Source organism: Parendozoicomonas sp. 2304DJ65-17 (genome assembly GCF_058148445.1).
The window spans coordinates 41136-55950 of sequence record NZ_JBYVJV010000003.1 but is presented as its reverse complement, the minus strand read 5'-3'; the positions used below and the strand labels follow the sequence as shown (position 1 = coordinate 55950).

General features: G+C 48.6%; 14 protein-coding genes. 3 read left to right on the top strand and 11 right to left on the bottom strand.

All coding sequences use genetic code 11. From position 1 onward, the window contains the following. Positions 1-200 precede the first annotated feature (200 nt). Complete coding sequence (locus tag ACY2RR_RS09685) at positions 201-416, top strand: hypothetical protein (protein ID WP_490107941.1); 216 nt, start codon at positions 201-203, stop codon at positions 414-416. Here ACY2RR_RS09685 and ACY2RR_RS09680 read toward each other — a convergent pair. The 7 genes from ACY2RR_RS09680 to ACY2RR_RS09650 all read right to left on the bottom strand — a co-directional run bounded on the left by ACY2RR_RS09680 (position 410) and on the right by ACY2RR_RS09650 (position 8194). Further along, positions 410-853: a CopD family protein gene (locus tag ACY2RR_RS09680; protein WP_490107940.1), complete on the bottom strand. Its 444-nt coding sequence runs from the start codon at positions 851-853 to the stop codon at positions 410-412. The two genes, ACY2RR_RS09685 and ACY2RR_RS09680, sit on opposite strands and share 7 nt — an antisense overlap. A 104-nt stretch (positions 854-957) precedes the next feature. Further along, the gene (locus ACY2RR_RS09675) at positions 958-2307 is read right to left on the bottom strand and encodes a replication-associated recombination protein A (protein WP_490107939.1); all 1350 of its coding nucleotides are present in this window, start codon (positions 2305-2307) and stop codon (positions 958-960) included. After that, entirely contained in the window at positions 2304-3032 is a 729-nt protein-coding gene (gene lolA, locus ACY2RR_RS09670; protein WP_490107938.1) for an outer membrane lipoprotein periplasmic chaperone LolA, read from the bottom strand. The genes ACY2RR_RS09675 and lolA overlap by 4 nt, the downstream gene beginning before the upstream one ends. Positions 3033-3065: 33 nt before the next feature. Further along, positions 3066-5417, bottom strand: coding sequence for a DNA translocase FtsK (locus ACY2RR_RS09665; protein ID WP_490107937.1), 2352 nt, complete (start codon positions 5415-5417; stop codon positions 3066-3068). A gap of 70 nt (positions 5418-5487) precedes the next feature. Further along, entirely contained in the window at positions 5488-6546 is a 1059-nt protein-coding gene (locus ACY2RR_RS09660; RefSeq protein WP_490107936.1) for an ADP-ribosylglycohydrolase family protein, read from the bottom strand. 198 nt (positions 6547-6744) lie between these two features. Next, positions 6745-7548, bottom strand: coding sequence for an ABC transporter permease (locus tag ACY2RR_RS09655; protein ID WP_490107935.1), 804 nt, complete (start codon positions 7546-7548; stop codon positions 6745-6747). Beyond that, positions 7532-8194: an ABC transporter ATP-binding protein gene (locus tag ACY2RR_RS09650; RefSeq protein ID WP_490107934.1), complete on the bottom strand. Its 663-nt coding sequence runs from the start codon at positions 8192-8194 to the stop codon at positions 7532-7534. The genes ACY2RR_RS09655 and ACY2RR_RS09650 overlap by 17 nt, the downstream gene beginning before the upstream one ends. A 98-nt stretch (positions 8195-8292) precedes the next feature. Here ACY2RR_RS09650 and ACY2RR_RS09645 point away from each other — a divergent pair, with 98 nt between their 5' ends. Then, positions 8293-9258: a response regulator gene (locus tag ACY2RR_RS09645; RefSeq protein ID WP_490107933.1), complete on the top strand. Its 966-nt coding sequence runs from the start codon at positions 8293-8295 to the stop codon at positions 9256-9258. Between the two features lie 65 nt (positions 9259-9323). On the opposite strand, the gene ACY2RR_RS09640 is transcribed toward ACY2RR_RS09645, so the two are convergent. Together ACY2RR_RS09640 and ACY2RR_RS09635 are read right to left on the bottom strand one after the other, a co-directional pair. Next, complete coding sequence (locus ACY2RR_RS09640) at positions 9324-10166, bottom strand: nuclear transport factor 2 family protein (RefSeq protein WP_490107932.1); 843 nt, start codon at positions 10164-10166, stop codon at positions 9324-9326. Positions 10167-10238: 72 nt separating this feature from the next. Then, a complete protein-coding gene (locus ACY2RR_RS09635) occupies positions 10239-11174 on the bottom strand; it encodes an SET domain-containing protein-lysine N-methyltransferase (RefSeq protein ID WP_490107931.1) in 936 nt (311 codons plus the stop codon). 118 nt (positions 11175-11292) lie between these two features. Between ACY2RR_RS09635 and fabI the strand changes: the two genes are divergently transcribed. Then, on the top strand, positions 11293-12090 hold the full coding sequence (gene fabI, locus ACY2RR_RS09630) for an enoyl-ACP reductase FabI (RefSeq protein WP_490107930.1): 798 nt from the start codon (positions 11293-11295) through the stop codon (positions 12088-12090). Positions 12091-12174: 84 nt separating this feature from the next. Here the strand turns inward: fabI and ACY2RR_RS09625 are convergent, their stop codons facing one another. Continuing rightward, entirely contained in the window at positions 12175-14091 is a 1917-nt protein-coding gene (locus tag ACY2RR_RS09625) for a SurA N-terminal domain-containing protein (RefSeq protein ID WP_490107929.1), read from the bottom strand. Between the two features lie 258 nt (positions 14092-14349). Continuing rightward, the gene (locus ACY2RR_RS09620) at positions 14350-14625 is read right to left on the bottom strand and encodes an HU family DNA-binding protein (RefSeq protein WP_490107928.1); all 276 of its coding nucleotides are present in this window, start codon (positions 14623-14625) and stop codon (positions 14350-14352) included. Positions 14626-14815: the final 190 nt, after the last annotated feature.

Here is a 14815-nt window from a genome sequence, read left to right as displayed (position 1 = left end):
GTCCAGTACTGAAGAGAATCTTATTAAAAATCATTGATCCAGATTGGGGAACAGTAGACAAAAAAGGTGAAACAGATAACGAATAACCAAGTTAGGCTTACAATGATAAAAAGCATTGAGTGGGAGGGTTCATGATACGATCGAGGCAAACTCTTATTTGCCTTCATGGTCTGTTGGTCTGCCTGCTACTTTCAGGGTGCATGACCGAAGCCGCAAAACATGCCGTTAGCAGCCAGCTGCCAAAATTTAAAATTCCCGAGATACCAGAGGAGCTAGCCCAAAGCGCCCCCCCTCCCACGATACAGCCTCGCCCCGGACAGCTGGCAGCATTGATTCAACAACAGATTGAGAGTGGCGGACAATGTCTGATTCTGGAAGTTGCTCAGGAACATTCAAACTGGCTTGAGAGTCAGTAAAACCAACCGGTTTTGAAAGACACACCAGCCACAACAAATAGCACAGAAAGAACAGTGACTGGGACAATATGGAAAGCCAGTGACACCATATTATCCTGTGACAATTTAGGAATAATTCTTAACCTTGCATCAATAGCCAAAGCGAAGGTACAACCCAACAGGGCAAGCTTCATAGTGATTATCCGCGCCAGCGGGTTGGAAAAATCAAACCATTGCGATAAATCTGGTAACAAACGAAATGCCAGGTGCAGCCCTGTCAGGATCTGAATAATCAGTGCCGGTATTCCTATCTTTTCATAGGCATTCTCGAATCGAGACAGAAACTCAATATCTTTATTCCTAAGGGCTTGGGGAAGTATCGTGGTTGCCAGCACCAGGTGGCCACCCGTCCAGACAGTTGCTGCCAGAACGTGAAGAAACAGCATAATTCCGTACATCACCCCACCTCATAAATTATTTTTGGTAACTATACAGTGGCACTTCAACAGATGTGAGTAGATGGCAGAAATATCTACACAATCTTTGTGAAAACGAAGAGGAGTTACCCTCTTCGCCTTTGATTGGAATGTTGATCCAGTGACTTAAGCCAGTTCAGTTTTTCACTGATCTTACGCTCCAGCCCACGGTCGGATGGGTCGTAGTACTTCCGGGGCCCCATATCATCCGGGAAATAGCACTCCCCAGCCGCATACGCATGCTCTTCATCATGAGCATAGCGATAGCCTTCTTTGTAACCCAAGTCTTTCATCAGCTTTGTGGGTGCATTACGCAGATAGATAGGCACTTCAGAAGAAGGATTAGTGCGAACATCTTCAAAGGCTGCAGCCATAGCCCGGTAAACAGCATTACTTTTCGGGGCACTGGCGCAGTAAATTGTTGCATGAGCAATAGCCAGATAACCTTCGGGAGCACCCAGTCGTTCAAACGCCTGCCAGGCATTGAGAGCCATCTCTAATGCTCTCGGATCAGCATTACCAATATCTTCACTGGCAATAGCCACCAGACGACGAACGATGTATAGCGGATCAGCGCCACCATCAATAATTCGCGCCATCCAGTACAGTGCCCCATCAGGGCTGGAGCCACGCACCGATTTATGGAAAGCGGATATCTGGTCATACCACGCTTCTCCGTGATTATCGAACCGGCGCAGGTTATCAACCAGAACACCTTCAAGAATTTCACGGGTGATCACACCATCAGCGGCCAGATCACTGGCAACCTCCAGCAGGTTTAAAACCCGGCGGGCATCACCATCGGCAGCCTGAACAATAATATCCCGTATCTCATCAGAAACCTGAATATCCTGGTCACCGAGACCTCGCTCTTTATCAGACAGGCCATGATCAAGAACATTACGCAGCGCTTCATTTCCCAGGGATTTGAGCACATAAACTCTGGCACGGGAAAGCAATGCGTTATTCAGTTCAAAACTGGGATTCTCAGTGGTAGCTCCCACAAAAATCACAGTGCCATCTTCAATATGGGGAAGAAAAGCATCCTGCTGGGCTTTGTTAAACCGGTGCACTTCATCAATAAACAGAATTGTGCGACGGCCGGATTGAATCCGATCCATCTTGGCACGATCAACAGCCGCACGAATATCCTTTACCCCAGCCAATACCGCAGACAGGCTTTCAAAGCGCGCATCACAAACATTGGCGACGAGACGGGCAAGGGTTGTCTTCCCCACGCCAGGCGGCCCCCACAAAATCATTGAATGAGGAAGCCCCTGCTCTAACGCAACTCGAAGCGGTTTACCCTTTCCGAGAATATGCTCCTGCCCTAGGTAATCATCAAGGGAGCGAGGACGCATACGGGCAGCCAGGGGTTCATAAGCCTGACCTCTGGCATCTGCCACAGGCTCTGAGAACAGTGATTCAGTGGTCATTTCTTTACAGCTGGAGGATTAAGGGCAACGGATGTTTGATCAATTACATCGGTGCCGGGTGGCACGTAGAGTTCAAAGTCCTTATCCTTTGCTTTTACATTCTGTTTTACATCAGAAAATTGAATACGGGTACGGGAACCAAGAGTATCCAGCAAACTCATCTCTTCCAGAGTTTTGCCTTTGAAGTACAGTTGCAACTCCTGGAACGGGCTGTCGGTATTTTTTGGCATCAAAGTAAACAGATGATTGCCATCAGCCTTTGACATTTTCACCCGAAACTCTCCCAGCATCTTGGTGGTATCACCACTCAGAAGAAGCGCAGGCGTGGCACTGGTACGCTGATCAAGATCCTGCAGGGTGACCTGATCGAGATCCTTATCGTAGTAACTGACCCGATTACCGTCAGACACCACTTCCTGAGGGAAAGGTTCTAGCACATTCCAGCGGAACAGATCTGGTCGCTTGAGCAACATAGTACCGTTGCTTTGCTGAAGCCTGCGACCGCCATCATCCAGAGTCTGTTGGTCAAACTTGGCACTCAGAGTTTTTACCCCAGACAGCAGGGATGACAATTCATTAGCAGCTTCCCGTTCTTCCAGGGAAATCACCTTCACATCTGCTGCCTTATCAGTTTTTGCCACCGGTGCGGCCATAACATTCCAGCTCAGCGAGCAGCAGATCACGACAGCGGTCAGCGGCTTAGTCAGCCTGATACCTGATAACATGTTCCTGTCCATAACAATAATTTTTGCTCCTGCTTATCGCGGAGGCGGTGGAGCAATCACTTCCCGATTGCCGTTGGAGCCAGCTGGGCTGATAACACCAGCACGCTCCATCGCTTCAATAATATTCGCAGAACGGTTGTAACCAATCTTCAGCTTTCTCTGCACCGAAGAGATGGACGCTTTGCGGGATTCAGTCACAAAGGCCACGGCTTCATCATAGAGTGGGTCCTGCTCTGAATCGGCATCACCAAACTCACCACCGCCCTCTTCGGTTACGCCGTTAAGAACTTCGTCAATGTAGTTGGGTTCCCCCCGACGCTTCCAGTCCGCGACCACTCGGTGAACTTCTTCATCACTGACAAAAGCGCCATGAACACGTACGGGCAGACTGGTTCCCGGTGGCAGATACAACATATCACCATGTCCCAACAATTGTTCGGCTCCACCCTGATCCAGAATGGTTCTGGAATCAATTTTGGAAGAAACCTGGAAGCTGATTCGGGTTGGCACGTTTGCCTTGATCAAACCGGTAATGACATCCACAGATGGACGCTGAGTGGCAAGAATCAAGTGTATACCAGCGGCACGGGCCTTCTGGGCAATACGGGCAATCAACTCTTCCACCTTCTTGCCAACAATCATCATCATGTCGGCAAATTCATCAATTACCACCACGATAAACGGCAGTGTTTCCAATTCTGGAGCAAGATCTTCGGGAGAAATCGATTGATAGAGGGGATCACGCAAAGGCTCACCGGATTTAGCCGCTTCTTTAATCTTGCGATTAAAGCCGGCAACGTTTCTCACGCCCATAGCGGCCATCAATTTATAACGCCGCTCCATTTCCGCCACACACCAGCGCAGGCCGTTGGCTGCTTCTTTCATATCGGTGACAACTGGTGCCAGAAGGTGAGGAATACCATCGTAAACCGACAGTTCCAGCATCTTGGGGTCAACCATAATCAATCGCACATTTTCTGGAGAAGCTTTGTACAACATGCTAAGTATCATGGCGTTCACGCCCACAGATTTACCGGAACCTGTGGTACCCGCCACCAGCAGATGCGGCATTTTGGCAAGGTTGGCTACAATGGGCTGCCCCGCAATATCGTGACCAAGAGCCAGAGTCAGTGCTGAATCTGCCCCATCAAACACTTGGGAAGCAATCAGTTCACTGAAATAAACAATCTCCCGGTCTTCGTTGGGAATCTCAATTCCAACAACTGACTTTCCGGGAATCACCTCAACCACACGCACACTGATCACGGCTAGTGAGCGGGCCAGATCTTTGGCAAGGTTAGTAATCTTGCTGACTTTTACCCCAGCGGCAGGTTGAATTTCAAAGCGGGTAATCACAGGTCCGGGATGAACAGCCACTACCTCTGCATCAACACCAAAATCTTTGAGTTTCAGCTCCAGCAAACGGGACATGCCTTCCAGAGACTCTGGGGAGTAACCCTTCTGCTGGTTTTTATCTGGGGCATCCAACAAACCAAGTGCTGGTTTTTCACCAGCAGGAGCATCATCAGCAAACAAAGTCTGCTGCTTTTCTTTGACAACCTTCGGACTGATTTCCGGAGCTTTAGGCGGTGGCGCAATCTTTGGAGGTTCACGGCGTTGCTGGCGGGCTTTTTCTTCAACCAGCACTTTCTCCCGCTCTTTTTTCGCTTTTGCAGCATTCCGCTTTTCTTTGAATTCCTGCAATCGTACTAGAAAAGCAAGCCATCCTTGCTTAATAGCCGACAGGCTTTTCAGAGCGTAATAACCAACATTGTCCATCAGCGCAAACCAGGACAAATCAGTAAGCAGGGTGACACCAAACAGCAACAAGGCAAATAAAACCAGCGTTGTACCGTGGAAGCTCAGCAGGGGCAGAATCAGCTCTATGGCTTGCTGACCAATAATCCCGCCATTGCTGGAAGGCATATCGCCCATGCCTCCAAGATGCAGAGTCAGCAAAGCTCCACCACAGACCAGACAAAGAACCATACCGATAAAACGCAGGGTCAGCATGGCACCGTTCAGAGGTTCAGGATCATATCGATCTCGGAACACGGTCCAGCCCCGGAAGAAAAACAGGAAAGGAAAAAGAAAACCAAAATAGCCAAACAGGTTCAGAAACACATCAGCCAGCCAGGCTCCTGCACGCCCCCCCATATTGGCTACATCAGCAACAGGGCCAATACGGGTCCAGCCCGGATCATCTGGCGAATAGCTAACCAGCGACATTAACAGGTAAAGACCCAGCACCAGAAAAGCCAGCATCAGCCCTTCACGTAAACGAAGGGAGAGCCAGTTCTGAGCGTCTCCGGCATCCTGCGCAACTGCTTTTCCGGAACTCTTTACTGAGCTTTTACCTGAATCGGAATTCTTCCCTTTCTTCACACTGCCCGCCGCATCCGTGATTTTTAAACATACGTCCTTGTATTGTATGGCTTTTTAGCGAGCTAGGAAATCAGTTCACCATATCCCCTAACTTACGGGCTTTATTAATGATGGCCTCGCCGTCTGCCAAACCTTCGAGAAAACGTATGGGAATTTCGTTTAAACCATTAACCGCACCAGCCATCGCCCCGGTCAATGCGGCTCTTGCCATATTATTTCCGCCGCCGTTACTGGCTGAAAGCGTGGCCATTTCATAATCACTGGGGAAACGATAAAGAAGGTAATACGCCGCAGGGGCCAGATGCATAAACTGGCAATCCATACCAAACACATGACTGATATATTTTGGTTCTTTGATAGTGACCAAACCCTGATGCTGGGCAACTTCACCATACCCCGGTGTTAAGAAGCGGTCATAGCCACCAACAATGCGATAAATTTCTTTGTTTTTGGTCAGGCCTCGCATGTAAGTGCTGATATCCTGCACAGCCACACCATTAATAAGCCCCTGAACTACCAGGCCATAGGCAACCTGGTTGCCACGGGTAAATGAATCACTGAATATCACTTTCAGAAACTGATCAGACTCACGGGCAAACACTTCAGGATCCGCATACAGTGCAGCCAGAAGAACAATAAGCTGAGCGCCATCCGAGGTATCCTGACTGGTGGCCATACCGGAGCTTTGCCAGGTAAGACCATCACGGCGTTTTTTCAGAAGGATGCGATATAGGCTCTCGGTATAACGGCCTGAGTAGGATTCCCCATCAAGGGTTTCAAACAGGTCATCAAGACGCTGGAAAAAGTCAGGCGGGTTAAAGCGCCCTTCACTGGTTATGCTCTCCAGCAGCAAGGTATAGATTTGGCCACTTTGGGAAACATCCCCCGCCCGCAGCCCCTGGTCGTAACGGTGCTTGCTGACTCTTGCAAAGGCATGATCCCCATCAGGCTTGGGGTCAACATAATTATCAACCCAGGCCCCATGCTCTTTGTGGAGAGCCGCCATATCGTAATACCAGTGGGCGCCCATCCCCAGAGCTTCGCCCACCAGTAATCCAACAACTGCGCCTGCAGCACGCTGAGCCCGCGCATCTACCTTTTTCTTCTGCGTATCATTTTTGTCAGTCATAACAACACCAACCTGTTTGTCAGAGCTACTTGCAGAGGTGGCTTCAGAACCTGAAAGACTAAAGCAACCTGTAGAAAACATTGTTGAAAACACAACCGTAAAGGCCAACCTCCATCTTTGCAGCTGCCTGAAAGCTGAATACGCCATGTACATCCCCCTCAAAATAAAAGCCGTTAGAGCGGGGAAGATAGACAGAGTTCAACTACTGTGCCGGAGAAACACGGTTTTATCGAGAACACCGAAAGGATTGAAAGCAACCCGCAGGCAAGGCTGCAGGTTCATGGCGATAGCGCAGATCACAGATAAAAAAATCCCCACCATAATAGCTATCTGGTATTTGGCGGCCACAAGAGGCAAGGCACCACCAAGAATCTGTCCGGTCATCATTCCTGGCAGGAAAACAATACCCAGTGTTGCCATGCTGCCTAAAATAGGAGCCAGAGCAGAGCGAAACGCCTTCTTCATTGCCACATCAGAAGCCTCAGCAGGTGTTGCCCCAAGAAGAAGATCTGCAAGATAGGCTTCCTCATTATCTTTCAGCTCACCAAAGAACACTTCGAGCGCACGAATATTTCCCTGCAGGCAGTTACCCAACAACATGCCAGTAATCGGTATCAGATAGCGGGCATCAAATAAGGAATCTGGCTGAACCAGCATCACCAGAAATAAACCTGTCACTAACCCGGTGGAAACCAGCAAGCTAATCTGGGTGATGATAAACAGACGGGAAACCCTGAGCCCTGCTCTTTTCACAATATCGGTATTAGCAACGGTTATCATCACCAGCAACCAGACAATATTGACCCAGATATTATTCAGCTCAAACAGGTACTTCAGATACAGACCGACCAAAAGCAGCTGCACGACCATACGGCCGACACTGGTTACCATGTTTTTGCAAATATCAAACAGTTGCCAGCGATACAGCATCACCAGCGGCAATAAAAGCAGTGCTGTGAAAGCCAATAAATTGATCAGGGAAATATCAACCACACTGGACATGACCATCTCCTGTGCTTTCGATTATCTGACCATTGTCTACGATAAGCTGCCTTGAACATCGACAAACCCAGCGCTGGTCGTGGGATGAGGAAATGATTGTTTTGCTTCCAGATAACAACAAATCAATAACAGCCTGGGCTGCTTTATCATCAAGAGCCGATGTGGGCTCATCGGCAATTATCACATCAGGTTGCAGAAGCAGTGTGCGAGCAATATTCACTCTCTGTCGTTGACCGCCCGAAAGAGATGAAGCTGTTTTATTGAGAATGGAGACTGGCAATAACAGTTGGTCCAGTAACTCTCGAATATCCTGATCCGTGCATTTGCGGGATTTGTAAGCTGCAAAATGGAAAGGTCTGAGCAGGACTTCCTTAACACTGTCGTCAAATAGACGAGATTCCTGCCCTATATAACCAGAGCGACTGCGAACAGCGCCAATACTGGTAGGCGTTACAACTTCTCCATCAAATTTATACTCACCCTGCTGCCACTTAACACCGCCAAGAAGCAGTTTCAGCAAAGTGCTTTTCCCACCACCAGACGGCCCGGTCAGCACAACACTGTCCCCGCTAACGATCTCAAGGTAAAGATCGCTAAAAATAGTCACCCCTTCTCGTGTGACTTGAATACCGTTTAGATCGATCATACTTGTTGTCTGGATAATTGAACTTTCTGGCACTTTACGGCCAGTGTTGTTTATTTGAAGAAATGTTAATGGTATAAGGTCATACAACCATAACAATAATGACCAGCCACATTATGACTGCAATTACTCAGGCACTAGTTGTTGACGATTCCAAATCTGCCCGTTATTCCTTAAAGAAAATGCTGGAAAAGCAGGGTGTTGAGGCAAGCTTTGCAGAGTCTGCCGGAGCTGCACTTAACATTCTTGAAACCCAGAAGCCCGATGTCATTTTTATGGATCATCTTATGCCGGGCATGGATGGGTTTGAAGCAACTAAAGCCATCAAATCAAATCCTTTAACCAGTACCATCCCCGTAGTTATGTGCACTTCTCGCGAAGGTGCCGCTTACGAAGATGAAGCGAAAATAAACGGTGCAACTGCTATTTTACCGAAGCCAGCACCAGAAGAAATCCTGATCAGAATCCTGACAGAACTCTCCGAAACAAAAGACATTGCTACCGAAGAGGAAGTTCTTGAGACTTCCAGCAATGATGAAGCAAACATCCAGCAAATTCTGGATCAGCGCCTGGAACAACAACGCCCCGCCCTGCTTTCAGAGTTGGAAGGATTAGCAGAAGGAATTGTACAGAAACAGATCCAGACGCAAGCCGGACAGCTGGATGCACAGCTGCAGCAACAGATTGGCGCATTGTTCGAAGAACATCAGAATGAGCAGGTTCAGCTCAATGATGGCCGTATCGCAGAGATTCAACGGAAACTGCAAACATCTTTCGACACACTTATCGATGAAAAAGTTAAGCACTCCGTCAGGCACGAACTATCTCAGCAGAATACCGATGAGGAATTCATTAATCAGATAAGCGCCAAGGTTAAAGACGAACTCAAGGATCAGCTTACTGGCGAGCTCAAGACCGCACTGGCCGAACAAGAAAATGCTCTCTCACAAACCCTCAAAAAAGAGCTTGAGCAGACATTCAGCAAGAAAATACAACAATCCCAGATGATTGGTTTTACTGGCGTAGCTGCTGGGTTTGCCGCACTGGCTGCAGCCTTAATTCTTTAATCGATTGAATTGAACTCAGGTGCTGTGTATTCAATACCTGAGTTCAACCCAAAATAAGTCAGTTATCAAATACTCTCTAGCAGTAACGGCAGAGAATAATGACCATGCCGACATAACCATTCCCCCTTCATTTTCTGTAGAAAGAATGTTGATCGTACAGGTTGAAGAGTGTGAGTCTTACCCGTCTCTTTATGTGTGGCAACTGTTGCACCGTGGCATGACAAGCAGGCATATTCGCCTGACAGAAAGACAATTGGCGCAACCGTTTGGGTCTCCAGAGAAAACTCACTAAACATTTTGCTATACCAGTGCCTGCACTCCTCAGCAGACCGAGCACCTTCCCCCTGACAAATACCAAAAAACAGGCTTCCCTGATCTTCAGATATTTGAGAAACCATACCTTCAACATCTTCCGAGCGAACATACTCTGTACGCTTTTTTAGCCAGCCATGAATTGCATCGGTTTCTGCGCCGTTTGAACCATAACTTTCCAAACTGGGGAGTGGTCTTTGGACCATATCTGCAGACGAGACAGGCAAACTGATATGGCCATGGCGTATTTTCCAACCACCATCCACCCATTCCAGAAACCAGGTTGTCCGAATACCCTTTGTTTCCTTACTTCCACCGGTCAACATATGCTGGGTTAAATCCATTTCTGTCACCAGGCAACAGGTGAGATCATCACCAAACACAAGTACAGGGTGCTGAATGACTTCAGCCGTTTTTACAACCTTGTTTCGCTCATCTGATGCAGTTCTAAGCAGTTTACGGGAGGTATAAATATCTTCTTCAAACAATCCCCAGCCACTGATATCCCCATCAATATTGAGATTCATGATTCTGCTGGTATCACGATCTCTGCAGTACTGCGTGAATTCTGAGAAAAACCGTTCAAGCCCTTTCATAACTGCACTCAATAACTGAAAGCAGCAAGCATAGATTAACTTCAAGAAAGGAGGGGCAGGCAGACAGGCTCTTTAATAGCCCAACCAGTAGAAGCGACCGTAATCAACCAGAATCTCTTCGCCTTTGCTGATCGGGCGCTTGCTGACAACGTAAATGTAGGGCCAGCCCTGACAGATCACCATGGTGAAAAAAGCATTATCCTGAAGCACCGGCTCACCGGGGCGATAGGTTGTATTGGCATTAATGCAAACAGTGACATTGCCATAGCCATAACCACACAGATCAAGGCGCAGGGTATCCATAGAACAATCCACTGCGTAGCGCCCCACGTTATGACCGTGAACCCCCTGCTCTTCCTGCAGGTCCTGACCATGACAGTATTTACCCAGATATGGCCCAAGCACTGTGAACTGATCAATATCACGGGCTGCGAGAACGCCACTCTGCCCCCGCAATCCAAGTCTGGCATCATCTTCCGGCAAAATAATATGCTTCATTGTTTTTTCAAGGGTGCTCGCTCGCTCGGAAGCCTCCATGGCAAGCCAACTCTCAACAATCCCTTCCCAGGTTGCTGAGCTTGTTAATGAACGATGCTTTCCCTTGGGGCGAATACCTTCAGGCATAATCAAGCGAGTTTTGTGCTGACCACTGCTAAGCCGCTTGTAAAGCCACTCGGCTTCCTGCCCAAAATGCTGCATAGGTGCCCGGTTATCCCAGTACCGGGTCAGAATTTGTATGGCTGAAGCTTTACGTTTACGTGGTTTAACTTCTTCTTCCTCCTGCGGCCGAATAAGACTGTAGTCAGGAGGGATGGCAACAGGAATCACAGGAATCCCCTGTAAAGTGATACGTCTTTCCCATTCTGGGTCGGTGGAGTCAGCAAGCTTTCGACCAACATCATCGAGCTTACGAGTAGATTCTGAGGACGACTGCAACTCCGCAGACTCCTGTGGAATACTGGTATGAGTGTGAATGGCTCCCGAAGGAATGCGCGAATTTCCCGGCATAGCAAACCTATTCAACATTTCCTTACATATTCACTATAAGCCGTTATCGAAAGAGATGTTCGGTTTCTCTATACTGGAGCAATTCATTTTTTAAGCCACAAAGCCAAAGGAAGACCACATGTCTTTTCTCAAGGGAAAACGTGTATTGATTGTGGGTGTAGCCAGCAAGCTGTCTATTGCTCATGGCATTGCCGAAGCCATGCACCGGGAAGGTGCTGAACTGGCTTTCACTTACCAGAATGAAAAGCTCCAGGGACGCGTTGAAAAGTTCGCTGAAGGCTGGGGCTCTTCTGAAGATCTTTGCTTCCCCTGCGATGTTGCTGACGATACTCAGATCGAAGCCGTATTCACAGAACTGGGCAAGCGCTGGGATGGCCTGGACATTATTGTTCATGCAGTTGGCTTTGCTCCTGGTGACCAGCTGTCTGGCGATTTCACCTCTGCCACTACTCGTGAAGGCTTCAAGATTGCCCACGATATCAGCTCTTACAGCTTTATTGCCCTGGCTAAGGCCGGTCGTGAGATGATGCAGGGTCGCAATGGTTCACTGCTAACACTGTCTTACCTTGGCGCTGAACGCACCATGCCCAACTACAACGTTATGGGTCTTGCCAAAGCCAGCCTGGAAGCCAGCGTCCGTTACCTTGCTACCAGCCTTGGCCCTGAAGGCATTCGCGTTAACGGCATTTCTGCAGGCCCCATCCGTACACTGGCCGCCAGCGGTATTGGCAGCTTCCGCAAGATGCTGAACTACAACGCCGACCGTGCCCCTATGAAGCGTAATGTAACCCAGCTGGAAGTCGGAAATGTGGCTGCTTTCCTGTGTTCTGACCTGGCCAGCGGCATGACTGGTGAAATCACCTATGTTGATGGTGGCTTCAATATCACGGCTATGGGCTCCCTGGAAGAAGCGTAATCTAGCTTTTAACCCCAGAAACTCAGACACAAAAAAACCGCTCATTGAGCGGTTTTTTTTGTCCTGAAAAAGGAGTGAAAGCTTTTAGCCTTCACCACCTTCCTCAGTCTGAACATTCAGTTTCACATCAGCACGTTCGCGCAGGTTACGAACATACTCATCATAAAGCTGAGTACCGTTTCTCACGGCTAGGTTGGCACCCATCATACGCATCTGATCGGCAGATACGATTTCAGTACCAGGAATAACATTGCTCACACGAATAACCGCAATATCACCATTAGGTAGACTGGTTGAAGCGAAGCTGGAACCACCATCAGCAGGGTGTGGCAGACGGAAAGCTTCAGCAACTATCTGGGCAGGAACTTCACGACTGAATCGAAGAGACTTAGCCTGTTCCTGCCAGTTCAACGCATTAGCCTTAGCAACAGATGCCACGTCAGCACCACCAGACAATTCGGTAACCAGCTTGCCAGCTTTCTCCTGCAGCTGCTCTTCACCCAGCTTAGTCCGCAATAAAGTCTCTACTTCTCCGCGAACATCTGCCAGTGCCTTACGCTCTGCCTTAACATGCTCACGAACACGAACAACCATAACCTGACCTGGAGACACTTCAATCAGATCACTGTTTGCACCAAGATTCAGAACATCTTCACTGAACGCAGCAGTAACAACAGCCTGATTAGCAGCAAGACCTTCACCACCTTCACGACCGAACAGACCGGTATGCATAATTTCCAGCCCCAGAGTCTCTGCAGGCTGAGCCAGGTCAGAGGCTTCAAAGCTGATATCAGCTAACTGCTGAGATTTCTCTACGAAGACTGGACCAACAGTCTGTTCTCGTAGCTCCTTAACAAGGGAAGCACGCATTTGGTCAAGAGACGGGATACGAGTTTCAGAAGCTGCATCACGGCGAATAATCACCACACCAAACTCTGCAACTACTGGCTGGGATACTTCACCACTTTCAAGTGCCGCGAGGGTGTCATCAAACTCATCTCCAAAGAATCCGGACTCTACAACACCCAGGCTACCGCCTTTTGCAGCAGATTCTGGATCATCAGAGAACTCTTTTGCCAGAGTTGCAAACTGAGTACCGCCATCAATCTTCGCACGCAGACCTTTAGCTTCCGCTAATGCAGCCGCTTCATCGCGGTTATCATTGATTTCGAGAAGAATCATGGATGCAGACACCTGCTCTTCCGCAGCCTGCTTCAATTCCGCAACACGAGACTCATAACGAAGACGAATATCTTCGTTGCTGATTTCAACCTTATCGGCCAACTTGTCTCTGTTCAGGACAATGTAATCAAGGCTAACCTGTTCAGGCTGCATAAAGCGGGAAGAATCTTCTTCATACAACGCCTGAATTGCATCTTCAGAAATCGCAGCGGCCTTGCGAGCCTGCTCAGAATCAAGAATCATCCAGGCGACATCGCGGATCTGGTTCTGCAGATTGCTCAGGCTTTGCAGCTCATAAGCTGTCATAAATTCTGAAGCAGCAATACCAGCTCTCAGCTGGGTAGCAATCATCTCTTCACGAAGGAAGGAGCGGAACTGCGCCATACTCATACCCATGCTGCGCACATACTGGAGAACACGGTCAGGGTTATAGCTGCCATCTACCTGAAACTCAGGGGCTGTGCGAATAACCTGATCAATCATCTGATCAGAAATCGCCATATCGTTAGCTGCGGCCTCTGCACGTACAACACTACGCTGTACCAGAGATTCCAGAGCACTTTGCTGGAGAAGACGATCATCCAACATAGACGGATCAAAGTTCTGGCCCATCTGCTGAATCAGCATCCGGCGCTGTTGATCCATAGTTTCCAGCAACTGCTGCTGGGTAATGGTTTCATCGCCAACCGTAGCAATATCCGGATTGCTGGTATTGGGCCTCAGACTCTCCAGTCCGAATACGGCGAATGTAAAGGCTATAGCTGCCACGATCACTTTTGCGACCCAGCCTTGCGCCTTATCCCTCATGTCCTGCAGCATAATGACCCCTGCAACGTCCTAAAAATCATGGCCATACGGGCCAACTTATTTCCCCCTGACAGCATATTCAGGGGGCAGCAAAATAAAGTCCGAAAGCATAACAGACCCCACACCAAGAATCTGCCTCAACCCGCAGTATTAACAATATTTTATGGACAGCAACCTATCCAAAAACGTTGCCAATGGGTATTTATCTCAGACAAAAGAAAGGCGCACCCACAGGGCACGCCTTTTGAAACCGCTATGGCTAATCTGGGATTAACCGTTTACAGCTTCTTTCAGAGCCTTACCAGCCTTGAAGCTTGGCACCTTGGAGGCAGCAATCTCGATAGGCTGACCAGTCTGTGGGTTACGGCCTGTACGAGCGGCGCGGTCTTTCACGTCGAAAGTACCGAATCCAACCAAAGATACAGCGTCACCGCCGGTCAATGCTCCGGTGATGGAATCGATTACAGCATCCAGTGCACGGCCTGCAGAGGCCTTAGGGATGTCAGCAGAAGCCGCAATAGCATCAACCAGTTCTGATTTATTCACTCTTTTCCCCTTACGATATACTCATCGTTCTCGTGATGTGAAACCCGGTAGAACATCTGCCCTGCAGACATTCCAGTGCTCTCCCTGAACACCGGTAAACTCAGAAAAGTTACGGTAAAACCCGTTGGGCAGAACGTCCAGGCATGTCTAAGTTTATAGGTATTTTTTATACCAACTGATTTCCTTAACT